27 protein-coding genes and 1 tRNA gene are annotated in these 25,350 nt (G+C 66.6%); 20 read left to right on the forward strand and 8 right to left on the reverse strand.

Translation table 11 applies throughout. The annotated features are described in order from the left end of the window. The first annotated feature begins 30 nt into the window (after positions 1 to 30). On the forward strand, positions 31 to 3,066 hold the full coding sequence (locus ACR9ZJ_RS04200; protein ID WP_481286967.1) for a sensor histidine kinase: 3,036 nt from the start codon (positions 31 to 33) through the stop codon (positions 3,064 to 3,066). Here the strand turns inward: ACR9ZJ_RS04200 and ACR9ZJ_RS04205 are convergent. Then, entirely contained in the window at positions 3,063 to 4,865 is a 1,803-nt protein-coding gene (locus ACR9ZJ_RS04205) for a glycoside hydrolase family 97 protein (protein WP_481286968.1), read from the reverse strand. The genes ACR9ZJ_RS04200 and ACR9ZJ_RS04205 overlap by 4 nt on opposite strands. Before the next feature lie 118 nt (positions 4,866 to 4,983). Here ACR9ZJ_RS04205 and ACR9ZJ_RS04210 point away from each other — a divergent pair, with 118 nt between their 5' ends. Then, the gene (locus ACR9ZJ_RS04210) at positions 4,984 to 5,823 is read left to right on the forward strand and encodes a methyltransferase domain-containing protein (RefSeq protein ID WP_481286969.1); all 840 of its coding nucleotides are present in this window, start codon (positions 4,984 to 4,986) and stop codon (positions 5,821 to 5,823) included. Here the strand turns inward: ACR9ZJ_RS04210 and ACR9ZJ_RS04215 are convergent. Beyond that, positions 5,803 to 6,714, reverse strand: a complete 912-nt coding sequence (locus ACR9ZJ_RS04215) for a hypothetical protein (RefSeq protein ID WP_481286970.1) — start codon at positions 6,712 to 6,714, stop codon at positions 5,803 to 5,805. The two genes, ACR9ZJ_RS04210 and ACR9ZJ_RS04215, sit on opposite strands and share 21 nt — an antisense overlap. Positions 6,715 to 6,844: 130 nt before the next feature. On the opposite strand from ACR9ZJ_RS04215, the gene ACR9ZJ_RS04220 reads away from it, so the two are divergent. The 3 genes from ACR9ZJ_RS04220 to ACR9ZJ_RS04230 are packed head-to-tail and all read left to right on the forward strand — an operon-like array spanning position 6,845 to position 8,732. Next, positions 6,845 to 7,678 (forward strand): DUF2167 domain-containing protein, encoded by an 834-nt coding sequence (locus ACR9ZJ_RS04220; protein WP_481286971.1) that lies wholly within the window; start codon positions 6,845 to 6,847, stop codon positions 7,676 to 7,678. Positions 7,679 to 7,686: 8 nt separating this feature from the next. Continuing rightward, entirely contained in the window at positions 7,687 to 8,400 is a 714-nt protein-coding gene (locus tag ACR9ZJ_RS04225; RefSeq protein ID WP_481281430.1) for a hypothetical protein, read from the forward strand. Further along, a complete protein-coding gene (locus ACR9ZJ_RS04230; protein ID WP_481281429.1) occupies positions 8,397 to 8,732 on the forward strand; it encodes a J domain-containing protein in 336 nt (111 codons plus the stop codon). Before ACR9ZJ_RS04225 ends, ACR9ZJ_RS04230 begins: the two co-directional genes overlap by 4 nt. Positions 8,733 to 8,751: 19 nt before the next feature. Here the strand turns inward: ACR9ZJ_RS04230 and ACR9ZJ_RS04235 are convergent, their stop codons facing one another. Together ACR9ZJ_RS04235 and ACR9ZJ_RS04240 are read right to left on the reverse strand one after the other, a co-directional pair. Further along, on the reverse strand, positions 8,752 to 9,240 hold the full coding sequence (locus ACR9ZJ_RS04235) for a hypothetical protein (protein ID WP_481286972.1): 489 nt from the start codon (positions 9,238 to 9,240) through the stop codon (positions 8,752 to 8,754). Positions 9,241 to 9,339: 99 nt separating this feature from the next. After that, on the reverse strand, positions 9,340 to 10,167 hold the full coding sequence (locus ACR9ZJ_RS04240; RefSeq protein WP_481281427.1) for a ParB N-terminal domain-containing protein: 828 nt from the start codon (positions 10,165 to 10,167) through the stop codon (positions 9,340 to 9,342). A 173-nt stretch (positions 10,168 to 10,340) separates the two neighbouring features. Between ACR9ZJ_RS04240 and ACR9ZJ_RS04245 the strand changes: the two genes are divergently transcribed. Both ACR9ZJ_RS04245 and ACR9ZJ_RS04250 read left to right on the forward strand, forming a co-directional pair. Further along, positions 10,341 to 11,504 (forward strand): threonine aldolase family protein, encoded by a 1,164-nt coding sequence (locus ACR9ZJ_RS04245; protein ID WP_481286973.1) that lies wholly within the window; start codon positions 10,341 to 10,343, stop codon positions 11,502 to 11,504. A 50-nt stretch (positions 11,505 to 11,554) separates the two neighbouring features. Beyond that, on the forward strand, positions 11,555 to 12,418 hold the full coding sequence (locus tag ACR9ZJ_RS04250; RefSeq protein WP_481286974.1) for a TolB family protein: 864 nt from the start codon (positions 11,555 to 11,557) through the stop codon (positions 12,416 to 12,418). A 29-nt stretch (positions 12,419 to 12,447) separates the two neighbouring features. On the opposite strand, the gene ACR9ZJ_RS04255 is transcribed toward ACR9ZJ_RS04250, so the two are convergent. Both ACR9ZJ_RS04255 and ACR9ZJ_RS04260 read right to left on the reverse strand, forming a co-directional pair. Further along, complete coding sequence (locus tag ACR9ZJ_RS04255; RefSeq protein ID WP_481286975.1) at positions 12,448 to 13,350, reverse strand: SDR family oxidoreductase; 903 nt, start codon at positions 13,348 to 13,350, stop codon at positions 12,448 to 12,450. Between the two features lie 37 nt (positions 13,351 to 13,387). After that, the gene (locus tag ACR9ZJ_RS04260) at positions 13,388 to 14,125 is read right to left on the reverse strand and encodes an SDR family oxidoreductase (protein WP_481286976.1); all 738 of its coding nucleotides are present in this window, start codon (positions 14,123 to 14,125) and stop codon (positions 13,388 to 13,390) included. A 127-nt stretch (positions 14,126 to 14,252) separates the two neighbouring features. Here ACR9ZJ_RS04260 and ACR9ZJ_RS04265 point away from each other — a divergent pair, with 127 nt between their 5' ends. From ACR9ZJ_RS04265 to ACR9ZJ_RS04300, 8 genes are all read left to right on the forward strand, one after another. After that, a complete protein-coding gene (locus ACR9ZJ_RS04265; protein WP_481286977.1) occupies positions 14,253 to 15,146 on the forward strand; it encodes a LysR family transcriptional regulator in 894 nt (297 codons plus the stop codon). 36 nt (positions 15,147 to 15,182) lie between these two features. Next, positions 15,183 to 15,596 carry a DUF1801 domain-containing protein gene (locus tag ACR9ZJ_RS04270; RefSeq protein WP_481286978.1) on the forward strand — a complete coding sequence of 138 codons (414 nt, stop codon included), beginning with the start codon at positions 15,183 to 15,185 and terminating at the stop codon, positions 15,594 to 15,596. Between the two features lie 198 nt (positions 15,597 to 15,794). Next, positions 15,795 to 16,484 carry a hypothetical protein gene (locus ACR9ZJ_RS04275; protein WP_481286979.1) on the forward strand — a complete coding sequence of 230 codons (690 nt, stop codon included), beginning with the start codon at positions 15,795 to 15,797 and terminating at the stop codon, positions 16,482 to 16,484. 65 nt (positions 16,485 to 16,549) lie between these two features. After that, positions 16,550 to 17,539 carry a tRNA dihydrouridine(20/20a) synthase DusA gene (dusA, locus tag ACR9ZJ_RS04280; RefSeq protein ID WP_481286980.1) on the forward strand — a complete coding sequence of 330 codons (990 nt, stop codon included), beginning with the start codon at positions 16,550 to 16,552 and terminating at the stop codon, positions 17,537 to 17,539. Positions 17,540 to 17,570: 31 nt separating this feature from the next. Next, a complete protein-coding gene (locus ACR9ZJ_RS04285) occupies positions 17,571 to 18,077 on the forward strand; it encodes a GNAT family N-acetyltransferase (RefSeq protein WP_481286981.1) in 507 nt (168 codons plus the stop codon). Between the two features lie 119 nt (positions 18,078 to 18,196). Next, complete coding sequence (locus ACR9ZJ_RS04290; protein WP_481281417.1) at positions 18,197 to 18,484, forward strand: PepSY domain-containing protein; 288 nt, start codon at positions 18,197 to 18,199, stop codon at positions 18,482 to 18,484. Then, positions 18,484 to 19,176: a response regulator transcription factor gene (locus tag ACR9ZJ_RS04295; RefSeq protein ID WP_481281416.1), complete on the forward strand. Its 693-nt coding sequence runs from the start codon at positions 18,484 to 18,486 to the stop codon at positions 19,174 to 19,176. The genes ACR9ZJ_RS04290 and ACR9ZJ_RS04295 overlap by 1 nt, the downstream gene beginning before the upstream one ends. Positions 19,177 to 19,231: 55 nt before the next feature. After that, positions 19,232 to 20,617, forward strand: coding sequence for an ATP-binding protein (locus ACR9ZJ_RS04300; protein ID WP_481281415.1), 1,386 nt, complete (start codon positions 19,232 to 19,234; stop codon positions 20,615 to 20,617). Positions 20,618 to 20,700: 83 nt separating this feature from the next. Here the strand turns inward: ACR9ZJ_RS04300 and ACR9ZJ_RS04305 are convergent, their stop codons facing one another. Further along, on the reverse strand, positions 20,701 to 21,465 hold the full coding sequence (locus ACR9ZJ_RS04305) for a M90 family metallopeptidase (protein WP_481281414.1): 765 nt from the start codon (positions 21,463 to 21,465) through the stop codon (positions 20,701 to 20,703). 19 nt (positions 21,466 to 21,484) lie between these two features. Beyond that, entirely contained in the window at positions 21,485 to 21,823 is a 339-nt protein-coding gene (locus tag ACR9ZJ_RS04310; protein WP_481281413.1) for a hypothetical protein, read from the reverse strand. 200 nt (positions 21,824 to 22,023) lie between these two features. Between ACR9ZJ_RS04310 and ACR9ZJ_RS04315 the strand changes: the two genes are divergently transcribed. The 5 genes from ACR9ZJ_RS04315 (at position 22,024) to ACR9ZJ_RS04335 (ending at position 25,274) form a co-directional block, all read left to right on the forward strand. After that, positions 22,024 to 23,004, forward strand: a complete 981-nt coding sequence (locus ACR9ZJ_RS04315) for a biotin--[acetyl-CoA-carboxylase] ligase (RefSeq protein ID WP_481286982.1) — start codon at positions 22,024 to 22,026, stop codon at positions 23,002 to 23,004. Next, the gene (locus ACR9ZJ_RS04320) at positions 23,001 to 23,759 is read left to right on the forward strand and encodes a type III pantothenate kinase (RefSeq protein ID WP_481286983.1); all 759 of its coding nucleotides are present in this window, start codon (positions 23,001 to 23,003) and stop codon (positions 23,757 to 23,759) included. Before ACR9ZJ_RS04315 ends, ACR9ZJ_RS04320 begins: the two co-directional genes overlap by 4 nt. 66 nt (positions 23,760 to 23,825) lie before the next feature. Next, positions 23,826 to 24,617 (forward strand): SPOR domain-containing protein, encoded by a 792-nt coding sequence (locus tag ACR9ZJ_RS04325; RefSeq protein WP_481286984.1) that lies wholly within the window; start codon positions 23,826 to 23,828, stop codon positions 24,615 to 24,617. 16 nt (positions 24,618 to 24,633) lie between these two features. Continuing rightward, positions 24,634 to 24,709: transfer RNA gene (locus tag ACR9ZJ_RS04330), tRNA-Thr, on the forward strand. Positions 24,710 to 24,938: 229 nt separating this feature from the next. Continuing rightward, positions 24,939 to 25,274 carry a hypothetical protein gene (locus ACR9ZJ_RS04335; protein ID WP_481286985.1) on the forward strand — a complete coding sequence of 112 codons (336 nt, stop codon included), beginning with the start codon at positions 24,939 to 24,941 and terminating at the stop codon, positions 25,272 to 25,274. Positions 25,275 to 25,350 lie beyond the last annotated feature (76 nt).

A 25,350-nucleotide genomic window follows, 5' to 3' on the forward strand; every position in this document is an offset into this window, starting at 1 on the left:
ATCTTTGCCCGTTCCGAAGGAGGTCGACCGGTGCGTTTCCAACGCGCGATCGCTGCGTGGGTGTCTGTCTGGCTGGTGGTTGCCGGCTGGCTGGCGTTCGCCTGCGACATTCGCGCGGCGGACAGCCGCGATCGCGATATCGACCAGTTCTACCACACGGCCTGGACGGTGCGCGAAGGTGCGCCGGGCCAGGTCACGGCGTTGGCGCAGACACGCGACGGTTATCTCTGGCTGGGCACGCAAACCGGTCTCTATCGGTTCGATGGCGTGCGTTTCGAACGCTATCGCCCACGCGAGGGCGGCGATTTCCAGGCGTCCAGCGTGGCCTCCCTCTATGCGCCGCCCTCCGGCGGCCTGTGGGTCGGGTTCCGCTATGGCGTGGCGAGTTTCATCGACGGGGACCACGCCACGCATTACGCGGCGGCGTCGGGGCTACCGACGGGGACGCTCTATGCCATCGGCGGGACGCCCGACGGCACCGTCTGGGCGGCGACCTTCAATGGCCTGGTTCGCTTCGATCACGGGCGCTGGATGTCGGTCGGCCCTTCGATGGGCTTGCCAGGCATGCGCGCCCGCAACCTGTTCGTGGATCGCGAGGGCCGCCTGTGGGTGGCGACCGAAGACGCATTGGCCTGGTTGCCGCGTGGCGGCCACCGTTTCGAAGTGGCGACACGCGAGGTCGGGCGGGTGAACCGCATCGCCGAGGCCGCCGACGGTTCGATCTGGGTGGCCGAGGCCGATGGCGGCGTGCATCCCGCATGGGCGGGTGGGGCCGATCCTTCCAAGGCCGGTCCCGTGCTGCGACTGTCGTCGGCGGGTTTGCTGTTCGACCGGGACGGTGCCTTGTGGATGCCGACATTGGGCGACGGCATCCGCCGGGTGCCCCGGGTACGCGATCTTCCGCACCGCGTGATCGGTGCGGAAAGTGCCGAGGCGCAGCGTTTCGTGGAGCGCGACGGACTCAGTTCCGATTACGCCAGCAGCGTGATCCAGGATCGCGAAGGCAATATCTGGGTGGGTGGCAGCCGGGGCCTCGACCGTTTTCGGGTGAGCCGCCTGCTGCCGGCGATGCTTCCTTCCGGCGCCACGGATTTCGCCATGGTGGCGGCGAAGAATCATGGCGTATGGGTCGGCACCAAGAGCCGGCCGCTCAGCCGGGTCGAGGCGAACAGCACCGAACCCATCGCGCTGACCGAGGCGATCACTGCCGCCAGCCGCGATGCCGACGGCATCTGGCTCGGCGGTCCCGGCGGCGTCTGGCGCCTGCACGATGGCAAGCCCGAACCGTTCGCCCCATTGCCCTATCCGGATTACTCCGGCGTGCAGGCGGTGGTGGGCGATGGCAAGGGCGGCGCCTGGGTGTCGGTCAACCGGCCCGGCATCTTTCACTTCACCGAAGGTGGCTGGGAGCACGACCCCTTGCCGGCCGTCCCCATCGACTCAGCCCCCCTTGTCATGATGAACGACCGCCGCGGGCGGCTGTGGATGGGCTTCGCCCGCAACTACATCTTCGTGCGCTCGCAGGACTCGGACGTCGTGATCGGATCGGGTGAAGGATTGGCGGTGGGCAACGTCACGGCGCTGCTGGAAGACGGCGAGGCCGTATGGGTCGGCGGCGAACTCGGCATCGGCGTCGTCGTCGCCGGCCGGGCACGGATGATCGCGATGGCGGGCGATCCGCTACGCGGTGTCTCCGGCCTGGTCCGCGATCATCGCGGCGACTTCTGGGCGAACGCGGCACAGGGCGTGGTCCGGATAGCCGCGGCCGACATGGCCCGCGCGTTGGAGGAGCCGGACTACCGGCCCCCGGGTACCTTGTTCGATTTCCTCGATGGCTTGCCGGGCACGCCCGCGCAATTCAGGCCACTCCCCACCGCGGTCGTGGCCGACGACGGCCGGCTATGGTTCGCCACCACGAGCGGCATCGTCTCGATCGATCCGGCGGACGTGCCTCGCAACCCCCTGGCGCCACCGGTGTCCATTCGTTCCGTTTCCACGGATGTCGGCACGTGGCCCGCGGGCTCTCGCATCAAGCTGCCGGCGCATACCGAGCGGCTGAGGATCGCGTTCACGGCCACGAGCCTGAGCGTGCCCGAACGCGTGCGGTTCCGCTATCGCATGGAAGGCCTGGACACGCGCTGGCGCGACGCCGGAAACGACCGCGAGGCCATCTACACCGATCCGCCGCCGGGTCACTATGTGTTCCGCGTCACCGCGGCGAACGAAGATGGCGTGGTCAACGAGGAAGGCGCATCGATCGAGGTCGATGTGGCGCGCGCGTTCTACCAGATGCCGTGGTTCTTCCTGCTCTGCCTGCTGGCGGTCGTGCTTCTTGCCTGGCTGGTCTTCCTCCTGCGCCTGCGCAGCATGGCCTCGCAGCTGCGGGCGCGCTTGCAGGAGCGGCACGCGGAGCGCGAACGCATCGCGCGGGAATTGCACGATACCTTGTTGCAGAGCATCCAGGGACTGACGATGCGCTTCCAGGCCATCGCCAACCGCGTGCCGCCGGAAGAGCCCCTGCGCGGGGAAATGGAACGCGCACTGGATCGCGCCGACGAAGCGCTGGTGGAAGCACGCGACCGCGTGCGTGACCTGCGTGCCCACGCAGGGGAGTCGGCGCCCATGGATGTGGCGCTGCGGGCCCTGTCCTCGGCCTACGCGGCGGAACACACGCTGCCGGTGGTCGTGACCACCTACGGCGACCTGCGTGGCCTGGGCGACCTGGTCCGCGACGAGTTGTATGGCATCGCCCGCGAAGCCGTGCACAACGCCGTCACTCATTCGGAAGGGAGCCGGGTCGACGTGGAGCTACGGGTCGAAGACGCCGAGCTGGTCCTGTCGATCCGCGACGATGGCCGCGGGATCGACGACGAGGTGCTTCGCGACGGTCGCGACGGCCATTGGGGCCTGCGTGGCATCCGCGAGCGTGCCGCCGCTATCGGTGCGGTCGTCTCGATCGCCTCGCGCCTGGATGGCGGGACGGACGTATGCGTAAGGCTGCCCCTCGCGCTGGCGTTTCCGCACCATGCGGGATGGCTGCGCCGCGCCTTGGATGCGTTGCGCTAGCGGTAGCAGCCGTTCCCGAACTGTCCCTTGGCCAGTGGGCACAGGATCGCGGCGAATCCACCGTTCGCGGAGACGTCGAGCGAGAGCGTGCCGTCGGCCGTGACGTTCTGTGCCGTGCGAACCACGTCACCCCGGCCGCTGCCGTCCCGAACGATGTCGGCGTGCCACGGCCCGACGCCCAGGGACGCCAGTGGCACGCTGAGCCGGCGCGCCGGCCCGGCCGAGATCGCGCCGATGAACCAGCGGTCGCCGCTGCGGCGGGCGAAGATCGCATCCTGCCCCGGCGTGCCGCCGAGCAGCTTCGTCTCGTCCCATGCGGTGGGAACCTGGTCGAGGAAGGCGAGCGCCTGCGGCCGGCGTTCGTAGGCTTCCGGCATGTCGGCCAGATGCGTCCAGCCTGACTCGAAGACGATCGGCAACGCCACCTCGTGCGCGATCGAGGCCTCCTTGCGGCCCGCGTCGAACGCCACCGGCGTGTAGTCCATCGAGCCGACGACATTGCGCGTGTATGGCTGGATGGTGTTTCCAGCCGCTGGCGGATCGTTCTCCGCACCGCGCACGCCTTCCATGGTCATCAGGTGCGGCCACGTACGGGCGAGGCCATGGGGAATCGTCGCGCCATGGAAGTTCACCATGAGGTGCAGCTTCGCCGTGTCCGCGAGAGTGTCGTCGTACCAGCGATAGCGTGCCTGCGAGTCGGACTCCATGAAGTCGATCTTCACTCCCTTCACGCCCCAGCCCTTCACCCGCGTGAGTTCCGCCATGCGCTTGGCGGGCGTGTCGAGTTTCGACCAGTGGAACCACAGCAGGATGTCGACGTGCTTCGCGTTCGCGTAGCGGACCAGGCCCGGCACCCAACTCTCGTTCCAGCCTTCGTCGACCAGCACATAAGGGATATGGTTGCGCGCGGCGAAGTCCACATAGGCTTTCTGCCGCTCGGCGTTCGAGGGGCTGTCGTGTTCGCTCAGCCACGACCAGGCGACCTTGCCCGGGCGAATCCACGAGGTATCGGCGAAGCGTGCCGGATCGGCGAGATCGTCGACCAGCGTGGACTCCGTGACGGTGGCGAGGTCGCCGGCGATCACCGTGCGCCAGGGCGTGACACCGGTGCTTTCCACGCGGGCGTCGGCGAGCGTCAAGGCATACGTGCCGCTGTTCGCCGCATGCGTAAGGCGGCTGCCGTCGTAGCGGCCATCGGCATTGGCTTCGGTGACCAGCACGTAGTTGTCGCCGACCTGGAACAGCGAGGGATAGCCGTAATCGCCCGGTGCGGCACCTCCCGCGGTGGTTTCGACGCGCTCTTTTTCATACTGCGGGTTATAGGGAAGCAGCCAGGCTTTCGCCGTCGGTGGAACAGCGAACGCGGTGGCTTCGCCGGTCACCGTCGCCCGAGCCGTTCCCGGCAGTTCGTAGCGGAAGGCCACGCCGTCGTTGGCGACGCGCACGACGACATCGAGCTTCTGCCCCTTGCCGTTCTGCAAGGCATACCGGGTCTCGGAAAGATTGGCGTTGCGCTCCAGGCGCTTGCCGACGGTCATGCGATAGCGCTCGGTGATCTGCCGCTGCGTGGTGCCGACCAGCCGCAGGTCATGGGTAAGATCCGCTTCCGTGGTGCGGAGGCCGAGGGTCTCGTCCACGAGGGCGAGACCATGCGGATCGGTGATGGTGAGCACCGGCCGTCCACCGTCACGAAACACCAGCGTCGCCAGCGGGGGGCTGGCCAAGGCGGGCAGGCAGAAGCACGCGGCGAGCATCGCAGCGATGCGGCGAGGTACGAACGAACGGCGTACGAGCTTCATCCGGCGGTTCCTGTCGGCTGCGGGAGGCATGTGCACGGAAGTCCACCACCGAGGATTCCACACGGCACCCCCGTACTCAAGGCATCCTTGGGCAAACTGTGAGGAGACACACCGTTCCATGGAATCGCTAGCCTCCATCGTCGTGCTGCTCGAACAGGAGCAGGCGTGGCGTGACCCTGCCGCCTTCCTGTGGCGTGCCGAAGCCGCCGATCGCCTCGACCTGCTCCTCATCGGCGCGGACGATCCCACATGGCGCGAGCGCGCGGTGCGACTCCTCGACGCCATGGAAACACTCGACGCGGAAGGCTTCTCTTCGATCCGTGATGCCATCCGTCGCGGCGAAGGGCGCGAGGCGCTAACCGCATGGCTCGATGTCGGTTTTCCCACGGGGCAGCACTACGATGTGCTCGACCATGTCGTCGCGGGCGTGCTCGCGTTGGAGGAGCCTGCGGTTCCGCACGTCTTGCCGGCGGAGATGGTTTTCTACCAACCGAGCCCGGCACGGCACATCATCGATGGCGTGGCGCGTGCCGGCATCACGGCCGGCGATGTCGTGTTGGACCTGGGAGCGGGCATGGGACACGTGCCGATCCTGGTGGCGATCCTCACGGGCGCGCGCACGCTCGGCGTGGAACGCGAGCCCGCCTACGTCGAGCGGGCGGTCGAGGCGGCAGCGCGACTGGGCCTGGCCGGCGTGCACATGCGCGTTGGCGACGCGCGCGACGCCGACCTGTCGGAGGCGAACGTCTTCTACCTGTTCACTCCCTTCATCGGCAGCGTGTTGCGCGACGTCGTGGCCAACATCGAGCGCGAAGCCCGGCGGCGACCGATCCGCGTGGTCACGCTCGGTCCCTGTTCGCGCACCTTTGCACGGATGCCATGGCTCCGCAGCGACGACCCCGATCCCCAGGCGACGGAACGCATCGTGGTGTTCCGTTCAGCGCTTGGCGAGCGGTAACCGGCTTATCAGCTTTGCGCGGAAGATGCCCGCGAGTTGGTGGAACCCTGCCTCGGTGGGGTGCATCTCGTCGTTCCATTGCGCGTCGTCGGTCAATTGCCCGCGCAGGTCCACGTAGTCGAACATGCCGCCGAAGGCGGCGTCGCGCTTGACCGGCTCGAGTACGCGCTCGACGAAACCGTCGATCAGGCGACGGGTGAAGTCGCGCCATGCGTCGATGCCGCCGTCGATCACGGTCTCGATGTTCGGCCCTATCCACGGGCCGACCGATTTCTTCAGCAAGGCGGCGGCGCCGAGGTTGCGCAAACCCAGTTCGGCTGCACTGCCGATGCGCCGTGGATAGTCGTACGTGTGCGCGATGATCGGTACGTCGGGGCGGACCTGGTGGAATGCCTCGACGAAGAACCCATAGGCTTCGCGTACCTGTTCGTAACGGCCGGTCGCGACGATGACATCGAACGCCTGGCTGGCGCTCAGGCCACGCCGCCCGGCCAGGGCATCGTGCAGCCATGTGTCGACGAAGTCGTTGCCGCCGGCGCTCAGCAGCACGGCATCGAACCGATAGCGCGTGAACCAGCCGATGAGATCGTCGACGTTGTCCTCGGTGAACATCGATCGCCCGGGGTGGGCGGCTTGCGGAGCCGCCTGGTCGCCGCTGCGTTCCACCCGGAAGAACAGGCCGCCCTTGCCGAACTGCGGCACGCCGCGCGCCTCGTCTTCCGGGGCGGGGGACACGATCCAGTCGAGCAGGTTCATCGCCAGCGGCGTGGAAAACCAGGAGTCGCCCTCGCAGAGGATCACGGGGGTGTGTTCGAGCGCGTGCTGGCTCTTGAGGCCCATGTACATGGCACGGAACTGGCCACGCTGGGACAGGGCGGAGGATTGCGGCATGGCGTGTCCTCGTTCGGCGGACCCGTCGATCCTACCACCCCGCCATCGTGGGGTTGCCTTGACGATGGTTTTCCCCGGTCCCAAACTCGCCCGGTCGCGGCAGGGGGCCGCGGCCTACCAGGGGAAAGCCATGAAGGGTTTGGCAAGGAAGTGGGCGACCTTCGTCGTCTTGTCGTTGTTCGTATCCATGGCGCATGCGTCGGCGCTCTCGGATCTGCCATGGCAGTTCGGGCCGACCAAGGTGCAGGTGGGTCCGCAAGCCACGATCGACGTGCCCGATGGCTATGCCTTCCTCGATCCGGAGGGCACGAAGCGGCTCAATGTGCTGATGGAGAATCCGCCGGACGAGACCGATACGTACACGCTCGCGCCGACCGACATGCGTTGGACCGCCTTCTTCGACTACGACGACATCGGCTACGTCAAGGACGACGAGAAGCTCGACCCCGACGATATCCTGAAGTCCGTCAAGGAAGGTACCGAGGAAAGCAACAAGGAACGTCGCTCGCGCGGCTGGGACACGCTCACCCTGGTCGGCTGGAAGAACCCGCCGCAGTACGACACGCGGTTCAAGTCGTTGGCCTGGTCGTTCCTGGCGCGCAACGACAAGTCCCAAACGGAAGTGGTGAACTACAACGCGCGCATCCTCGGCCGAAGTGGCGTCATGAACGTGGTGCTGGTGTCTGATCCGGAATCGCTCGACGCATCGGTCGCGGATTTCAAGGATGCGCTGGATGGTTTCGCGTTCACTCCAGGCCAGGCCTATACCGATTTCCATGCGGGCGACCGCGTGGCCGAGTACGGCCTCGCCGCCTTGATCACCGGAGGCGTGGCCGCGGTGGCGGCCAAGAAGGGATTCTTCGCCGTGATAGCCACGTTCTTCGCGGCGGCCTGGAAGTTCATCCTCATCGGTCTCGCCGCTGTCGGCGGCGCGATCAAGCGCCTGTTCGGGCGCAAGGCGTAAACGCCGGGATGTTGCCGCATGCGTGGTGGCTGCTGGCAGGCGTCGCGGGGATGTATCTCTACGACGCCGTGCTGCTCATCTATCACAACGAGGTGGTGTTCTTCGAACGGAGGGACGGCCGCTGGTCGTTCTCCGTCGGTTCGGACTTCGAACTGGCGGGACGGCATGTCTACATGCCACCCTTGCTCGCGCCCGGCCGGCCCCTGCTGCGCTTGCGCTGGTCGTCCCGCCTCGCCCCGCTCGACATCGCCTCGCCGCATGGTTTGCGTGCCTGGCGAGCCGGTGTGGCCGCCACGGTGTTTCCGGTCACGCTCGTGGCCTTGCTGTTCGCCGCGATGCCCGCCGTCTTGTTCACGTCGGTATGGGTGCTCCTGGGCTGGATGGTCGCGTTGTACGTCGCCATCGTCCTGGCCGTGCTGCGGACCTGGCGGATGCGCAAGCTCACGGGGCTCGGCGGCAAGGCCTTCGCTTCGTTGGCCTCCGATGCCTTGCTCTGCGCGCCCTACGCGCTGAACATCGTGCGGAAACAGGGAATGCATGCCGCGGAACGCTTCGACCTCGTGGCCGCGGCCCATGCCTTGCTCGATAGCGGCGAACGTGCGCGCCTGACGGCGGCCATCCACGCGAGGCTGCATCGGCAGATGGATCTCGAAGACCTCGGCAGTGAACGGCACGCGCAATTGCAGACTTACCTCCTACAGATCGAAGGCGCCCTGGCATGACCACGCTCGAATTCGTCGTCATCGCCGCCTGCCTGGCGATCGGCTACAAGTACACGTCCGCGTTGCTGGGCAAGCGCGACGAGCCCGCCCCGGACGACCGTCCCCTGGACACCACGCCGCTCTTCGAGCGGCCGCTGCCATGGCACGAGGTGCTGGGAGTGCTTCCGGAGGCGACGCATGAGGAGATCGTGGCCGCCTACCGCACGCGGATGAGCCAGTACCACCCGGACAAGGTGGCCAACATGGGAGAGGATATCCGCGCGCTGGCCGAACGCCGCGCGAAGGAGATCAACGCGGCCTACGCGGAGGCTTGCGCCGCACGGCCCGCCTGAGCGGGTCGGCGGAAAGGAATCAGCGGATGCGGCCGCCGCCGAAGTGTCCGGTGCCGCCGCCCACGGAAATGCTGACCCCTCCGGTGGGATGCTCGCAGCTGCCGAAGGCCTGGCTGAGGCTCACCGTGCCCGCCTGGTAGTTGCCGCTGCCGCCGTGGCTGGCGCTGACCACGCCCGTGCTGACACTGCCGTGCACCTGCGGCTTGTTGTAGGTGGCGTCGTCGCAGCGGGGGCCATCGTCTTCCACGTCGGCACCGGTCATGCGGCCGCTGGTGTCGCCGTAGTAGGTGCCGGGCGGGTCCTTCGGCCGGGACGGCGTCACGGCGACGCTTTCGCCGCTCTTCGTCACCGCCGTTCCGGACACGCCTTGGGTGGTGGCCGGGGGCGCGGTGCTGCTGGAAGAGGCGGGCACGTAGTCCGCCGGCAGCCTGAGGTTGAGCGGTTTCTCCTGCGCCATGGCGGCCGTGGCGAGGAGGGAAAGGGCGGTGAGGGCGAGGATCGGTTTCATGGGACGCTCCGGGTTAGGCCATGGAACGCTTCAGGGCGCGTCCGGTGTACCGGCCTTGGAACACCGGGATGCCACCGGAGTTCCCGGCCTTTCGCCACCTTACTCCGCCAGCGCCTCGTCGGCGTCCTCGGGCACGCTTTCGCCAAGGCGGGCGCGCAGGCTGTCGATCTCGCGGCGAAGGTTGCGGTTTTCGGCTTCGAGTTCGGCGACCTGTTCGCGCAAGGCCTTCACCTCGTCGGTCGGCTTTTCACGCGGCTTGCGCTTCGACTCCCGGACGCGCTTGGCCGCTTCCTTCAGCTCCGCGTCGCCGGCGGTGGCCGCGGCGCGCTGTTCTTCCTCGGGCAGGCTGGCCACGGCCGCCGCCGCGCTGATCGACAAGGTCCCGGATTTCACCGCGGCGACCACCTCCGGGGCGGCCTCCTTGCGGATCTTTTCGATCATCCCGACCTGGTTGCTGCTGATCCTGGCTTCGCGCGCGATGTCCTTGCGGGTCTCGGCGGGAGGGGCCTTGGCCGGCTTCCCCTGTGCCGGCTGCGCGCCGGCGGCATCGAAGGGCAGGTCGGACGCCGCGTCGGCACCCTCGGCCGCGGCCATGCGGGCACGCCGCTCGGCGAGGATCTCGCGCTTGCGCAAGGCCAGCACGCCGCGCTGGAAGTCCGAGACGCTGCGCCGTCCCAGGTGCTGTTCGATCATCCACAGGTGCACGTCGTCCATGGACTGGAAACGCTCGTTCTGCACGGTGGTGAACGGGATGTCGTGCTTGCGGCAGATGCCGTACCGGTTGTGTCCGTCGACCAGCGTGTCGCCCCATAGCACCAGCGCGTCGCGGCAGCCTTCGGTGAGCAGGCTGCGCTCCAGCGCCTCGTACTCGTCGGGGGTCAGCGGGTCGATGTAGGCCTTGAGGTCTTCGTTGATGACGATATGCATGATGCGGCTACAGGCGGACGCGACGGCGGGGGCGGCATTCTAGTGCCTGCGACGGAACCGTGCAGGAATCCAGCCTCCGCCGCGCCAGGACCCATGACCGACGGCCGTTGGCGGCCACGAAAGGACATGAGAGCCTTGGCCGACATAGGGGCGTCGCTCACGGGAGGGGTCGGATGGTCAGTCGTCGCGAGTTCATGCAGGCCGCGCCGTTGGGCGCGCTTTCCCTGGCGGGCCTGGGCCTGGCCTGGCCCGCGGCACACGCCGCCGCCAGGACGCCACGTTCGATGCAGGACATCCCCGTTGAAAAGATCGTCTCCCTGGCTGGCGACAACGTGCCGAGGAAACCGGCGCAGTACCCCGCCCAATTGGCCGAGATACTCAAGGACGCCAGCGATGTGGGGGACTCGTATCTCACCGAAGGCGCCGTGGGACGCCTGGAGGCGCAGTTCGCGAAGTTGTTGGGCAAGGAGGACGCGGCCTTCATGCCGACCGGTACCATGGCCAACCAGATCGCCATCCGGATCCTGAGCGGCGACCGTTCGCGCGTGCTGCTGCAGAAGGAAAGCCACGTCTATCGTGACGAGGCGGACGCGGTCGCCGTGATGAATGCGATCAACCCCGTGCCGGTCGACGGCGGGGCTTCGGACGGCCTCTACGACGCCGTGGCCGCGGCCTTCGCGCAAAGCGCCGAGAAACCTTACCCGGTCGAGATCGGTGCGGTATCGATCGAGAGCCCCGTGCGGCGGCTGGATGGCGCGGCGGTCTCGCAGGAAACGGTGTCGAAGATCGGCGAGCTCGCACGGAGCAAGCGCACGGGCATGCACCTGGATGGCGCCCGCTTGTTGTTGATGCATGGCCACGAGGACTTCGACCTGCAGCGCTATTGCGCGCCGTTCGATTCGGTCTATGTGTCGCTTTACAAGTACCTGGGCGCGCCGTTCGGCGCCGTGTTGGCGGGCGACAAGGCCTTCGTCGCGAAAGCACGCCTGGCGCGCCACGTGTTCGGCGGCACGATCTACCACGGCTGGATAGCCGCGGCGATCGCATCGAAGACACTGGCTGGCTTCGACCAGCGGTTCGCTCGCGTGCATGCCGAGGCGGAGAAGTTGCTCGGCTTGCTCGGCGCCATGCCTGGAGTCGAAGTGCAGCGCGTACCGAACGGCAGCAACATCGCCTTCCTCAAGCTCGACGAGCGGATGGCCACGGGATTGCGGGAACGCCTGTTGGAGCGCGACATCGTCGTCGGCTCGGTCCGTGAAGGCAGGTTGCAACTCACCTTCAACGAAACGATCCTGCGCAAGCCGGTGGCGGCGATCGCGGCTGCCTTTTCGCCTTAGCTCGCGGACGATCCCGCCGTAAAGGCAACCTTCGCCGGCCTGGAGTCGACATGCGTTCTTTCCGCATCGCAAACCTTGGCTTGATCGTCCCCTTCGTCGCTATCGCCGCCGGTAGCGATAGTCCATCGCATTCGGTGGAGCCGTGGACACCGGCCGGTGTGTCGAGCGGCTCGTTCGAGTCGCATGCCGCGTTCGATCCGCGAAATGGCGACCTCTACTTCGTCCGCAGCAGCAAGTCGTTCTCGGGCTGGCGCATCCTCGTATCACACCGCGAAGGCAAGCGCTGGTCGCCGCCCGTGCCGCCATCCTTCGCCGGTCCCGGCCTCGAGGCCGATCCCTGGTTCACTCCGGACGGCAATCGCCTGTACTACATCTCGTCCCGGGCCACGGCTGGCCTGAAGAGCAAGGATCTCGATATCTGGCAGGTGGATCGTGGGCCGGACGGGCGTTGGGGAACACCGTCGCGCCTGCCGGCTCCGGTCAATTCGAGCGAGGCGGAATGGTTTCCCCGGCTCGCACCGGATGGCTGGTTGTATTTCGGATCGAACCGGCCCGGTGGTTTCGGCAAGAACGATATCTGGAGAGCCCGCCAGGACCCTTCAGGTCGATGGACGGTCGAAAATGCAGGTGCGGGTCTCAACACGGCAGGCGACGAATACGAAGCGCTTCCCTCGCCGGACGGTTCACGACTGATCCTCAATGCGGACGGCGCGTTCTACGAATCGACGTGGACGGGTACCGCGTGGTCTCCACGGGTGAAGCTCGGCCCGGACATCAACGTCAACGGCACGGAGATCGGCGCTGTGTTTTCGCCGAGCGGCAAGTCGTTGTTGTTCGCCCGCGACACGGGCGAGCCGAAGTCCGGCGAGTTCTTCGTCTGGCGGCTCGGGGAAACGGAAGACTGGCCACCCTGAGGCGGTCAGCCACCGGACGCGGATCGGATTCAGGCTGATGTGGCTGGCTTGAGCAGGTCGGACAGGCCGACGCGATGCAGCATCTCCGCACGAAGGCGATCGAGTACCGCGAAGCCCACGTTCGCGCCGTCTTGCGTCGGGTCGTAGTGGAAGCGGAACGGGCGCGTGCCGAAGGGCATGTCCACGATCTCCACGATGCCCTTCGCGACGCCGCCGACATCGGCATCATCCGGAACGATCTCGGCGAATGCCTTCTGGACCTGCTCGCCAAAACCCTTGTAAGGGCCGGCTTCGTAGTCGGCGAGGCGGGCTTCATCCGCGGGACGCCCCGAATGGGCGAAGTGGTTGGTGCCCTTGGTGAAGGCGCCCGGCACGACGATCGAGGTCTCGATGCCCCAGCGCGAGAGTTCGCGCGCATATTGCACCGCCAGCGCATCCATCGCGGCCTTCGCGGCGAAGTAAGGCGACAGGTAAGGCGGTGTGCCGCCGGCCGAGCTGCTGCTGGAAATCCATACCAGGAGACCTTGCTTCGCGGCGCGCATGTGAGGAAGCGCCGCGCGGTTGACCCGCTGCGTCCCCAGCACATTGACGTCGTATTGCTGGGCGAACTGTTCGGGCGTGAAGGCTTCGGCGGGGCCGAACATCATGTGGCCGGCGTTGTGGACAAGGACATCGATGCGCCCGCTCTGCTTGATGACGGCCTCGATGGCTGCTTCGGCCGAGTCCTCCGATTGCACGTCGAGTTCGAGTGCCCGCAGGTCGATGTTTTCGGCGGCCGATAGCTGGGCCATCTCGGCCGCGTTTCCCGCATTGCGCCCGGCCACGTCGCGCATCGACGCGTACACGATGTGGCCGGCGCGGGCGAGCGCTTCGGCGGTGATGCGGCCGAAACCGCTGGAGGCGCCGGTGATCAGGATGATTTTCTTGCTCATGACAGGATGTCCTGGGTGGGATGTCGTTCGAAGGGGATCAGATGACGCCGCCATTGGCGCGCAGTACCTGGCCGTTGATCCATGCACCGTCCGGGCCGGCGAGGAACGCCACCGTGCTGGCGATGTCTTCCGGCTGGCCGAGGCGTTCCAGCGGCGAGAGCTTCGCCAACTGGTCGATGACGGCCTGAGGCTTGCCATCGAGGAAGAGCGCGGTGGCCGTGGGGCCGGGAGCCACGGCATTCACCGTGATGTCGCGGCCGCGCAATTCCTTGGAGAGGACGTGGGTCATGGCTTCCACGCCAGCCTTGGTGGCCGCGTATACGGCGTAGTTGGGTTGGTAGAGGCCGACGACGCTGGACGACAGGTTGATGATGCGGCCGCCTTCGCGCAGTCGCTTCGCCGCTTCGCGGAGCATGTTGAAGCTGCCCTTGAGGTTGATGGCGACATGGCTGTCGAACAGCGCGTCTTCGGTATCGGCGATGCTCGAAAGCTTCATGATGCCGGCGTTGTTGACGATGACGTCCACGCCACCGAAGGCCGCCTGCGCGGCGTCGAACATGCGTGCCACGGCGGCGCCGTCGCTGACATCGGCCTGCGCGGGAATGGCGCGGCCGCCGGAAGCCTCGATGGTGGCGACCAGGCCCTCGGCCTCCGCCGCGCTGCCGGCGTAGTTGACGACGACGGTAAAACCGTCGGCCGCAAGCCGCTTGGCGATGGCGGCACCGATGCCGCGCGAAGCACCCGTCACGATGGCCACCTTGTTCGTCTCGTTCATGATTTCGTCTCCAGAAGGGCCACCCGTGGTGGGCGGCGTGGGACGAACTATCGGCGCTTGAGTTCGCCGAATAATCTAGCTAGTTTTGGCAACACAATTCCGTAATTGCGAACAATAGAGGCGATGGATGGATCGACTCGAAGCCATGCGGCTGTTCACCCGCGTCGTCGATCGCCGGAGCTTCACCCAGGCCGCCAACGACCTGGAGATCCCCCGCTCGACGGCCACCCAGGTCATCAGGCAGTTGGAAGACCGGCTAGGGGTGAAACTGCTGCAGAGGACGACGCGAACCGTTCGTCCCACCCTCGACGGCGAGGCCTACTACCGCCGTTGCCTGGCCATCCTCGACGATATCGAAGATGCGGAAGGCGCCTTCAGCGGGGCGGTACCCAAGGGCATGTTGAGGATCGAGGTGCAGGGGACCCTGGCCCGCCACTTCCTGATGCCGAGCCTTCCGCGTTTCTTCGCCGCGTACCCGCAGATCGAGATCGCCATGAGCGAGAGCGACCGCTGGGTCGACGTCATCCGCGAGGGCTGCGATTGCGTGCTGCGCTATGGAGCCCTGCCGGATAGTGACCTGATCGCGAGGCCCGTCACGTCGCTCGAACGGATCACCTGTGCCGCAACCAGCTATCTGGAGAAGTACGGTGCCCCAGCGCGTCTCGACGACCTGGCGAATCACCGGGCCGTGTGCCTCCGCTCCATCACCACGGGGGCATTGAGGCCGTTCGAGTTCATCGAGGCCGGCCAGGTCACCAAGGTGGACATGGCGGTACCGTTATCGGTCACGGGAACGGAGAGCTTCCTGGAAGCGGTGCGGCTCGGCTTCGGTCTTGCGCAAATGCCGTTGTTCCACATCGAACGCGACCTTGCCGAAGGGCGTTTGCAGCGGGTGCTCGCACCGTATGCGCTGCCGCCGGGACCGGTGTCCATCCTGTATCCGAGGGCCCGCCAGTTGAGCCCGCGCGTGCGCGTGTTCATCGACTGGGTGATCCAGCAGTTCAGCCCCGTAGAACGATAGACTTCGACGGGGGGCATTGATGGGGAGGCGTGGCGTATGAAGGCTAAAGATCTGTCGGGAAACGAGTCGGCGTCCAGGTTGATCGACGAGCGGATCGCGAGCCTCGGAGACTGGCGCGGCGAGACATTGGCGAGGATGCGCCAGCTGATCCATGAGGCCGACCCGGAGGTCGTCGAGACCTGGAAGTGGATGGGAACGCCGGTATGGGAGCACGACGGCATCATCTGCACCGGCGAAACCTATAAGGCGAAAGTGAAACTGACCTTCGCCAAGGGCGCCTCGTTGAAAGATCCCTCGAAGCTGTTCAATTCAAGCCTGGACGGGAACGTGAGGCGTGCCATCGACATCGGCGAGGGCGAGGAGGTCGACGCGGATGCGTTCAAGGCGCTCGTTCGCGCCGCTATTACGCTCAATGCGTCCGGTGGGAAGGCGGCGAAGCGGGAAAAATAGGGCCCGGCGAATTTTTTCCGACGGCCTGTCGAAATCCGCTGCGGCCGTTCGACGATAGGTGAAGGCAGCCCATCGGCGCCTCTCACGGGCCGGCTGAAACCGCCCGTCATCAGGAGGAATTCCATGCACAAGGCTAAGCGGACGATCGGCATCATGAGTTTCGCGTTGCTTGCGGCGTTCGGTATATCGCAGCAAGCCATGGCGCAGGGCACGCAGAAGGCCGAAGGTACGGCGCCTTATCCAACGATGGCACCGGTCGATCAATACCTCATGGCGAACCGGGACGACGAAATCGCCCTGGCGCGAAGCGCGGCTCCCGCATCCATTTCCCGTGATGCGACGGTCCTGGTTCTGGGACGGAAGGGTTACGAAACAGCGACCGAAGGCAAGAATGGCTTTGTCTGCGTGGTGGGCAGGAGTTGGACGGGACCGTTCGACTGGCCGGAATTCTGGAACCCGAAGATAAGGGCTGCCGATTGCTTGAATCCGCAGGCCGCACGGGCGATCGTGCCCATCTTCCATCTGCGCGCAAGGCTGGCGATGGCCGGCCGGTCGAAGGCGGAGATGCTGTCGGCGGTCAAGGCCGCGTACGAAAAGAAGCAACTGCCGGAACTCGAAAGCGGCGCGATGGATTTCATGATGTCGAAATCGTCGTACCTGACCGACGAAGGCGGGCACAACATGCCGCACCTCATGTTCGACACCCTGGTCAAGGACGGCAAGGATTGGGGTTCCGGTGCGGAGGGCTCGCCGGTCATGTCCAGCCCTTACTGGTTCATGTCTCCGAACCCGCAGGACCAGACGAAGGGGTTGCCGCCCATCCTGGTATTTCTGGTCGGGGTGGGAACGTGGTCCGATGGGACGCCGGCGGATATGCATGGTCACTGATACCGGGCATCCCTAAGGTGTCACGGTTAAAACAGCACGTGCATAGGGCAGTTAGAATACGCCCTATGCAACCCACCGCCCCCTCAGCCTTCCGCCTGACCGTCGCCCCCATGATGGACTGGACGGACCGCCATTGCCGGTACTTCCACCGTCTGCTCTCCCCGCACGCCCGCCTTTACACGGAGATGGTCACCAGCGCCGCGCTGGTGCGCGGCAACCAGTTGCGTCTGCTGGAGCACAGCCATGAAGAGCATCCGGTGGCTCTGCAGCTGGGCGGCAGCGATCCCGTGGAACTGGCCAAGGCCGCCGTGATGGGAGCGCAGGCGGGCTACGACGAGATCAATCTCAACGTGGGGTGCCCGTCGGATCGGGTGCAATCCGGCAAGTTCGGCGCCTGCCTGATGCGCGAGCCGGAACTCGTCGGCGAATGCGTCCGGGCGATGGCCGACGTGGCCGACGTGGTCGACGTGCCGGTGACGGTGAAATGCCGCATCGGCGTGGACGACCAGGACGAATATGCCGACCTGCAGCGCTTCACCACGACGATGGTCGAGGCGGGCGTGAGGATTCTCGTGGTCCATGCCCGCAAGGCCTGGCTCGATGGCCTCAGCCCCAAGGAAAACCGGGAGATCCCGCCGCTGGACTACGGGCGGGTGTACCGGTTGAAGCGGGAATTCCCGGAACTGACGATCGTCATCAACGGCGGCATCACCACGGTGGAAGCCGTGCGCGAGCACCTGGCTCACGTCGATGGCGTGATGCTCGGCCGGGCGGCCTATCACGACCCCTTCGTCCTGGCGAAGCTGGAGGCCGATCTCTACGGCACGCCATTGCCCGAACGGTCCGACATCCTCGAACGGATGCGTATCTACATCGATGCCGAACTGGCTCGTGGCACGCCGTTAAAGCACATCACCCGGCACATCCTCGGGCTGTACCAGGGCGAGCCCGGTGCGCGCGGCTTCCGCCGCCAGCTGTCCGAAGGCGCCCATCTGCCCGGGGCCGACTGGCGCCTGATCGAAACGGCGCTCGCCGCGTTTCGGCAGGCCGCATGATTCCCCATACCCCTCACGAGGCCCGCACCGCATGATCGTCACCGAGCGTCTGATCCTTACCCCGAGCGCCGTCTCCGATTTCGACGACTGCCATGCGATGAGGACGGACCCGGAGGTGATGCACTTCATCGGCGGCATCGCGCCGGGGGAAGACACCTGGATCCGGCTGCTCCGTAACGTGGGGCATTGGACGTCCTTCGGCTACGGCCTCTTTACCTTGCGCGAGAAAGACGGTGGCCGCTTCGTCGGCGAGATGGGCCTGGCGCATTTCCGCCGCGGCCTGGGCGACCGCTTCGATCCGTTCCCGGAGGGCGCCTGGGCGCTGGCGCGCCCGGCACATGGCAAGGGTTATGGCGCCGAAGCGCTGCGGGCCGTCCACGACTGGTTCTTCGAGCGGCGCGGGGTGGGCCGGACGGTCTGCCTCATCGATCCGGCGAACCTGGCGTCCGTACGGCTGGGCGAACGCCTCGGCTACCGGGCGTTCGACCAGGCCGACTACAAGGGAAAGACGCAGACGATGTTCGAGCGCGTCCCCTAGCCGATCGAAGGGGCCATGGCGCCCCCGGACCAGGGTGCCCGGGTTTCGTTCAGCTTCGGGCTGGGCGGGGCTGGGCATGATCGGTCGACTAGCCAGACCCCGGTCGCTTTCCGTCAGACATGAAAATCACGTTTCGTCCGCTACTTTTCGCCGCGCTCAGCCTTGCCTTGCCCGCCGTCGCCCAGACCGACCAGTCGTTGACGCTGGAACAGGCGGTAAGCAAGGTGCAGAAGGATACCGGGGGAAAGGTGCTGTCGGCGGATACGCGGCTGGTGGAGCGCGGCAGAATCACCGAATACCGGGTCAAGGTGCTCACCCTCGACGGACACGTCAAGGTGGTGCCCGTCCGTACCGAAACCGCCAAGCCCCTGGACGTCAACGCCGGGGATAACAAGGAGAAACATTGATGCGAATCCTGCTGGTAGAGGACGAGGCCCCGCTGCGCGAGACGCTCGCCGCACGCCTCAAGCGCGACGGTTTCGCCGTCGATGCGGCGCAGGACGGCGAAGAGGGCCTGTACCTCGGTCGCGAAGTGCCGTTCGATCTCGCCATCATCGACCTGGGCCTGCCCAAGTTGTCGGGCATGGACCTGGTGAAGGCCCTGCGAGAGCACGGCCAGCGCTACCCGATCCTCATCCTTACCGCCCGCGGCAGCTGGCAGGACAAGGTCGAGGGCCTGAAGTACGGCGCCGACGATTACCTGGTGAAGCCCTTCCATGTCGAGGAATTGCTGGCACGCATCAACGCGCTGGTGCGCCGTGCCAGCGGCTGGTCCAAGCCGGTGCTGGCCTGCGGCCCGATCAAGCTCGACACCACGGCGCAGACGGTCACCGTCGAAGGGCGCCAGGTCGACCTCACCAGCTACGAATACAAGGTGCTGGAATACCTGATGATGCATGCGGGCGAGCTGGTCTCCAAGGCCGACCTCACCGAGCACATCTACCAGCAGGACTTCGACCGCGATTCCAACGTGCTGGAAGTCTTCATCGGCCGCCTGCGCCGCAAGCTCGATCCGGAAAGCGCGCTCAAGCCCATCGAGACCGTTCGTGGCCGTGGCTACCGGTTCGCCATCCCGCGCAACGAAGCGGACGAAGACTGATCGCCCGCGGGTGGCGAGGGCAAGGTGCCGCGCCACCCGCAGGTAAGCTCGAAGCATGGACAACGCTTCCCCGATCAAACGCCGGCCCCTCTCGCTGGCCGCGCGAGCGGCGCTGGCGACCGGTTTCGCGCTGGCCGCCTTCCTCGGCCTGACCGGCCTCGCGCAGAACAAGGCCAACTACGCGTCCGAGCTGTCGGCCATGCACGACCGGCTGCACAACTACGCCATCGCGTATATCACCGGCACGGATATCACACGGGCCGGCAAGGTCACCACGCCAGACAGCCAGCCCAATCCGGACTTCTCCCGGCCCGGTTCGGGGCTTTACGCGATCATCGTCGGCAACGACGGTTTCCGATGGGAGTCGTCGTCCGCGCTGGGGCGCGATTTCGATTTCGTGCGCATGCTCTCGCCCGGCGAAACCGCCTTCGAGCCGGTGGAGACACGCAGTGGCAAGCTCTATGTCTTCAGCTACGGCGTCTCGCTGGACAGCACGGACAAGCGCAGCGTGCCATTGACCTTCGCCGTGGCGCAGACGGAAGACCAGTTCGAACGCCAGGTGGCGACGTACCGGCGCACGCAGTTCCTATGGCTCGCAATGCTCGGCATGATGCTCATGCTGCTGCAGCTTTTCCTGTTGCGCTGGAGCCTGTTGCCATTGCGCCGGGTATCCAGCGATCTCGCCCACATCGAACGCGGCACGCGGGATCACCTCGATGGACCGTATCCCGTGGAACTCACGGTGCTCACCCGGCGCCTCAACGCCTTCATCGACAGTGAGCGCGAGCAACGGTCGCGTTACCGCGACACCCTGGCCGATCTCGCGCATAGCTTGAAGACCCCGCTGGCGGTGGTGCGCTCGCAACTGGAGAGCGGCGGCGACGCCGACAACCTGCGCGGCGACATCCTCGACCAGGTGCGAAAGATGGATGAGATCGTCGCGTACCAGCTTTCCCGCGCGGCCACGTCGGGCCGGCGCACCATCGCCTCGGTGGAGCCGATCGCCGGGCATGCCGAAGATCTCGTGCAGAGTCTCGAAAAGGTCTATGCGGCGAAGAATGTGCTTTGCGAGTTCGAACTCGAAGAGGGCGTGACCTTTCCCGGCGAGCAGGGCGACCTGCTCGAACTCATGGGCAACCTTGTCGAGAACGCCTTCAAATGGGCATCGCATCGCGTGCTGCTCACGGCGCGGTCCGTCGGCAAGGTGCGTGGCCGCAGTGGCCTCGAACTGGTCGTCGAAGACGACGGTCCGGGTATTCCCGACGAGAAGATCGAGAAGATCCTCCAGCGTGGCGTGCGCGGTGACGAACGCGTGCAGGGCCACGGCATCGGCCTGTCCATCGTGCAGGACATCGTGAAGGCCTATCAGGGCGAACTGCATGTCGATCGCTCCGAGGAACTTGGCGGGGCCCGGTTTAGCGTGAAGCTTCCGCCGCCTTGATGGTTCGAGGGGCGGGGTATCGCCGCTGAAGCGGCTTCCTATCAGGGCGAGGGGTGTTTCCCATCAGGAGGATGGGGTGTTGGTCAGGTGGTTGGCGAGGGGCCGTAGAAGGCGTCGAGCAGGCGTGCGACGTCGGGCTCGGCTTCGCGGAGCAGGGCCGGTTGCGAGAAATGCAGTTCGCTGGTCACGGCGAAGTATTCTTCCGGCGCCTCGGCGGCGTAGGGATCGATCGCCGTCCTTCTGCCTCGTTCCACCGCCTTGGACAGGCGGTCGTAGCCTCGCTGCATCGTCTGGATCCACTGCCGCCGGTTCATCGACGACGGTAACGGCGGCACGCCGTTGGCCGGGCCCGCGAGCATGTCGAGCTTATGCGCCATCTCGTGGATCACCACGTTGAAACCGTCCCATGGCGCTTCCAGGTCGAGCGCCACGTCGGCGAGCGACAGGATCATGGGTCCCCGTTCCCATGCTTCGCCGATCAAGGTGTCGTCGCTGTCGGTCACCACGCCGGTAGGGGCGTCACGATGGCTGCGTCGTACATTGAACTCGCCGGGATAGACCAGGATGTTGGTCCAGCCCTTGAAGGCCTTCGGGCCGTGCGGGAGCGCGGGCAGGCTGGCCTGCATGGCGATCACCAGTCGCCAGAAATCGTCCAGGGGCGCATCGCCCATGGCGTGGAAGCGCTTGTCGTGCAGGAAGATCGCCGCCAGCTGGCGCAGGTAATGCGCGCGCGGAGCATCGAGGGCGTTCGCGAGCGGCACGCGCTGGATGGCCTGCCGCCATGCCGCGTCGTCGATCGGTGGGACGGGCGCGCGGAAGCGCGCGATCAACGACTGGAAGAAGCCCAAGGTGATCGGCCGGAACGAATCAGAACATCGACCCGGGGAGCAGCGACTGCCAGCTCGGCGAGGAAGAGCGCATGGGCAGGCCATCGTCGTGCACGCCGTCGCCGGCGTCGACCGGAGGGGGCATCGGCGTCGGGTTGGCGCTGCGCCGTGGCGCGGTCACCGGACGCGACGAATCGATATCGCCACCACCGCCATCGCGGCCGCCACCCTGCGGCGATCGCGCGCTGCCTTCGAACGACGACGAGGAGGTGCTGCCCATGGAAAGCAGACCACTGGTCGGGTCGATGTCGGAAGCGGCGGCGGTGCCGGCGGCACCGACGAGGCACAGACATCCGAAGATGTACGGTCTGGCGTTCATCGGTAAACCCTGAGGCCCCTCGGGACGAAAAGGGGGACAACCGATCCTCGCAGAAAATTCACGAGGGTGCCAGTGCTGGAGGTCGCCGGGTGCCGCTCCCGGTCCCGGGCGGGCGAAAAGGGCGCCACTGCCCTAGAATCGTCCGATGTCCCGGCTTTCCCCACCCTCGACAGCGGCCTCCTGACGGCCCGACGGCAACCATGCTCGCACGCGATCTCCTCGAAGCCCTTGCCGGCGGCGACGCCGTGTCCGGCGCCGTCCTGGCCAAGAAGGCCGGGGTGACGCGTGCCGCCGTCTGGAAACAGATCGAGGCCTTGCGCCTCAAGGGCGTGCCCGTGGAGGCCAAGGTCGGCGGTGGTTACCGGTTGCCATGGCCGACCGAACTGCTGGACGGCCAGCGTATCCGGGCGGCGTTGCCGCCCGCGATCTCGGCGGGGGTCGGCATGCTCGAGGTGCACTGGGAGATCGATTCCACATCCAGCGAGTTGGCCCGGCGCATTCCCGTGCTCGACGACCTGGCCTTCGTGATATCCGAGAGCCAGTCGGCGGGGCGCGGCCGCCGCGGGCGGCCCTGGCTGTCGCCGCCGGGCATGAACCTGTACCTGTCGGTGCTCAAGCGGTTCGACGCCGGCTTCGCCTCGTTGTCGGGTTTGTCGCTCGCCGTCGGCGTGATGCTGATCCGTGCGCTGGGCGAGGTCGGCATCCGTACACCCGGGCTGAAATGGCCCAACGACGTGCTCGCGGGCAATGCCAAGCTGGCGGGCATCCTCGTGGAACTGTCCGGCGAATACTCCGGTCCGTGCGCGGCGGTGATCGGCGTGGGCGTCAACATCCGTTTGCCGGACGACCTGCACGAACGCGCCGGCCAGCCGATTACCGATCTCGCTTCGGTGACAGGCGGCGACCCGCCGGGCCGCAACCGCTTCGCGAGCGCGGTCGTGGCGGAACTCACCGAGGGACTGCGTACGTTCGAGCGCCACGGCTTCGCGGCATTTGCCGACGAGTACGCGGCGAACGACCTTTTGCGTGGGGAATCCTTGCGCATCATCGATCCGCGCGGCGAATACGTCGCCGTAGGCGAGGGCGTCGACGAACGCGGTGCCTTGCGCGTACGCCGCCCCGATGGGGAGCTCGTCACCGTGGATAGTGCCGAAGTCTCGGTGCGCCGGAGCGCCACATGATCCTGCTGCTGGACCTGGGCAATACCCGCCTGAAGTTCGCCTTGCTGGACGGCAGCGAATTCACGCACCGGGGTGCGTTCGGCTGGGATGCAGATATCGCGCATGAACTGGCCACGCTCTGGGCGTCATGGCCTATGCCCGAACGCATCGTCGGCGCATCCGTGGTCGATTCCGCGCGCGAGACGGCGGTGGCCGTGGCGGCCGACAAGGCCTTCGGTCGCACGCCCGTGTGGGTGCGTACGCTCGCCGAGGCTTGCGGTGTCACGAACGCCTACGCCGAACCGCATCGGCTCGGTGTCGACCGCTTCCTGGCGATGGTGGACGCCCTCGCGGCAGGCCGTGCGCCTTGCGTGCTGGCCAGCGTCGGCACCGCGCTCACGCTGGATGCGCTGGACGGGGAAGGGCGGCACCTGGGCGGATGGATCGCGCCGGGTCCGCTGTTGATGCAGCAGTCGGTGCTCGGTGCCACGGTCCAGGTGCGGCCGGGCCATGCCGGTGCCGTGCGCGACCTCGCCGACAACACCGCCGATGGCCTCGCTTCCGGTTGCTGGCAGGCGTGCGCGGCGCTCGTCGACCGCTTCGTCGATCGATCGGCGCAGCGTCTTGGTGGAAACCCGACGGTGACGCTGGGCGGCGGCGATGCCGATGTACTGGCGCCCTTGCTGGAACACGAGGTCGTCCTGGTACCGGATGCGGTGCTGCGCGGACTCGCCGTGTGGGCGAAGACGCATGCCCGCGCGGACAATATCGCCTAGAATCCCGACGCCGCCGGTTCTTACAGGGGAACGCGCGCAGGCCCCCACTGGAAGCCCAAGGCCACCATGCTGCTGCGTTTGCTGTTCGTCTTGCTGATCGCTCTCAACATCGCGGTGGCCGCGTGGCTGCTGCTGGGCGATTCGGCGACGCACGCGGTCGATCCGACCGACGGCGGCGTGCCGAAGCTGAAGCTCCTCGCCGAATTGCCGGCTCCGCCGGGGAGCGCGACGCCGCCGGTGACATCCGCATCCGCGGCGGCGCCCGCATCCGTCGCCGCCTTGCCGAAGACGGCATCCACCACGGCTCCGGCCGCACCGCTTGCGAAACCCGCAACGAAGGCGGTGGCAGGGGAAACGCTTCTCGCACCCGCCGAGACCGCGCCGACCAGCCCCCGCCGCAGCTACCGTTGCCTGGCCCTGGGGCCATTCGCCAACCAGGTCGACCTGCGCGCGGCGCGCACCGCCATCGCCCCACGCACCGTGCGTAGCCGCCAGCGCCAGGAGCAGACCAGCGAGTCGCACGGCTGGCGGGTCTTCCTGCCCGCCTTGGCCACGCGCGAGCAGGCGCTCGCCCAGGCCCGCCGCCTGGATGCGAAGGGCATCAAGGATTATTTCGTGGTCACCGCCCAGGGCGACCTGCAGAACTCGGTCGCGCTCGGTCTGTTCCACGACCCCGCCAACGCTCGCAAGCGCCGCGACGAGGTCATCGCCGCCGGCTTTCCGGCGCGCATGAGCGAGCGCACCGAGGTCACGCCCGTCTGGTGGCTCGACGTGGTCGTCCCCGACGAGGCCGGTACCGACATCCGTCGGAGCATCCGCACCCCCGGCATCACGGCTAGAACCACCGGGTGCTTCTGATAAACTCTGCGACTTCGCCGGCATAGCTCAGTTGGTAGAGCAACCGCCTTGTAAGCGGTAGGTCCCCAGTTCGAATCCGGGTGTCGGCACCAGAAAAATTTATCCAGAGGCGGGCAGGTCCTGGCGGTTGCCCGGTTATTTCTGCACGCTATGAATGACCGCGTTCACCGCGATCGTTGCAGCGCACGGTCCTGCATTCCATCCGCCGGGCTATCGCTGCGTCGCACCGTGCCAGAGGGGTAGTTGCATGGGTGACTATTCCCCCTCAAAGTCCGTCCCCGGGGACGCTCGACCGAGCCAGTCATACCGGGGGAACAGGACATGAAGAGCCTTGCACATACAGACCTCACCACCTTCTATGGCTCTGCGAGCGAGATCTACGATCACTTGAGAAGGGAGCAGGAAAGAGATGTCTTCCTGCACCAGGTGGCATATACGGCCTTCGTCGGCATGACGATCATCGCGGCGATCGCTTTCTCGACGGGCTGGGCGATCGCGCCGTGGCTGACCGTCGTGGCGGTGTTCTGCTTCGAACGGACGTTGTGGTGGGGCCGCGAGGTCAGTTGCAGGAACCAGACCATGCACATCCTGACCTTCAGGCGCCTGCCAGTCGAGGACATGTCCCCGGCGAACGTGGCCGCGCGGCATTCCGCTTGAGAGAGCGCGTGCGGTCGTAGGGACCCCGGCACCGAAAGCGCAAGATCGGGAACGCGTTGCCGCGGCACGCTACGTA

It is taken from the genome of Luteibacter sp. KNZ12-1A (genome assembly GCF_056755675.1).

Excerpts from the sequence above, each read along its gene's own strand:
- ACR9ZJ_RS04205 (WP_481286968.1), bottom strand. The coding sequence starts at position 4,865 with ATGAAGCTCGTACGCCGTTCGTTCGTACCTCGCCGCATCGCTGCGATG.
- ACR9ZJ_RS04210 (WP_481286969.1), top strand. The coding sequence starts at position 4,984 with ATGGAATCGCTAGCCTCCATCGTCGTGCTGCTCGAACAGGAGCAGGCG.
- ACR9ZJ_RS04215 (WP_481286970.1), bottom strand. The coding sequence starts at position 6,714 with ATGCCGCAATCCTCCGCCCTGTCCCAGCGTGGCCAGTTCCGTGCCATG.
- ACR9ZJ_RS04220 (WP_481286971.1), top strand. The coding sequence starts at position 6,845 with ATGAAGGGTTTGGCAAGGAAGTGGGCGACCTTCGTCGTCTTGTCGTTG.
- ACR9ZJ_RS04225 (WP_481281430.1), top strand. The coding sequence starts at position 7,687 with ATGTTGCCGCATGCGTGGTGGCTGCTGGCAGGCGTCGCGGGGATGTAT.
- ACR9ZJ_RS04230 (WP_481281429.1), top strand. The coding sequence starts at position 8,397 with ATGACCACGCTCGAATTCGTCGTCATCGCCGCCTGCCTGGCGATCGGC.
- ACR9ZJ_RS04235 (WP_481286972.1), bottom strand. The coding sequence starts at position 9,240 with ATGAAACCGATCCTCGCCCTCACCGCCCTTTCCCTCCTCGCCACGGCC.
- ACR9ZJ_RS04240 (WP_481281427.1), bottom strand. The coding sequence starts at position 10,167 with ATGCATATCGTCATCAACGAAGACCTCAAGGCCTACATCGACCCGCTG.
- ACR9ZJ_RS04245 (WP_481286973.1), top strand. The coding sequence starts at position 10,341 with ATGGTCAGTCGTCGCGAGTTCATGCAGGCCGCGCCGTTGGGCGCGCTT.
- ACR9ZJ_RS04250 (WP_481286974.1), top strand. The coding sequence starts at position 11,555 with ATGCGTTCTTTCCGCATCGCAAACCTTGGCTTGATCGTCCCCTTCGTC.
- ACR9ZJ_RS04255 (WP_481286975.1), bottom strand. The coding sequence starts at position 13,350 with ATGAGCAAGAAAATCATCCTGATCACCGGCGCCTCCAGCGGTTTCGGC.
- ACR9ZJ_RS04260 (WP_481286976.1), bottom strand. The coding sequence starts at position 14,125 with ATGAACGAGACGAACAAGGTGGCCATCGTGACGGGTGCTTCGCGCGGC.
- ACR9ZJ_RS04265 (WP_481286977.1), top strand. The coding sequence starts at position 14,253 with ATGGATCGACTCGAAGCCATGCGGCTGTTCACCCGCGTCGTCGATCGC.
- ACR9ZJ_RS04270 (WP_481286978.1), top strand. The coding sequence starts at position 15,183 with ATGAAGGCTAAAGATCTGTCGGGAAACGAGTCGGCGTCCAGGTTGATC.
- ACR9ZJ_RS04275 (WP_481286979.1), top strand. The coding sequence starts at position 15,795 with ATGGCGCAGGGCACGCAGAAGGCCGAAGGTACGGCGCCTTATCCAACG.
- dusA (WP_481286980.1), top strand. The coding sequence starts at position 16,550 with ATGCAACCCACCGCCCCCTCAGCCTTCCGCCTGACCGTCGCCCCCATG.
- ACR9ZJ_RS04285 (WP_481286981.1), top strand. The coding sequence starts at position 17,571 with ATGATCGTCACCGAGCGTCTGATCCTTACCCCGAGCGCCGTCTCCGAT.
- ACR9ZJ_RS04290 (WP_481281417.1), top strand. The coding sequence starts at position 18,197 with ATGAAAATCACGTTTCGTCCGCTACTTTTCGCCGCGCTCAGCCTTGCC.
- ACR9ZJ_RS04295 (WP_481281416.1), top strand. The coding sequence starts at position 18,484 with ATGCGAATCCTGCTGGTAGAGGACGAGGCCCCGCTGCGCGAGACGCTC.
- ACR9ZJ_RS04300 (WP_481281415.1), top strand. The coding sequence starts at position 19,232 with ATGGACAACGCTTCCCCGATCAAACGCCGGCCCCTCTCGCTGGCCGCG.
- ACR9ZJ_RS04310 (WP_481281413.1), bottom strand. The coding sequence starts at position 21,823 with ATGAACGCCAGACCGTACATCTTCGGATGTCTGTGCCTCGTCGGTGCC.
- ACR9ZJ_RS04315 (WP_481286982.1), top strand. The coding sequence starts at position 22,024 with ATGCTCGCACGCGATCTCCTCGAAGCCCTTGCCGGCGGCGACGCCGTG.
- ACR9ZJ_RS04320 (WP_481286983.1), top strand. The coding sequence starts at position 23,001 with ATGATCCTGCTGCTGGACCTGGGCAATACCCGCCTGAAGTTCGCCTTG.
- ACR9ZJ_RS04325 (WP_481286984.1), top strand. The coding sequence starts at position 23,826 with ATGCTGCTGCGTTTGCTGTTCGTCTTGCTGATCGCTCTCAACATCGCG.
- ACR9ZJ_RS04335 (WP_481286985.1), top strand. The coding sequence starts at position 24,939 with ATGAAGAGCCTTGCACATACAGACCTCACCACCTTCTATGGCTCTGCG.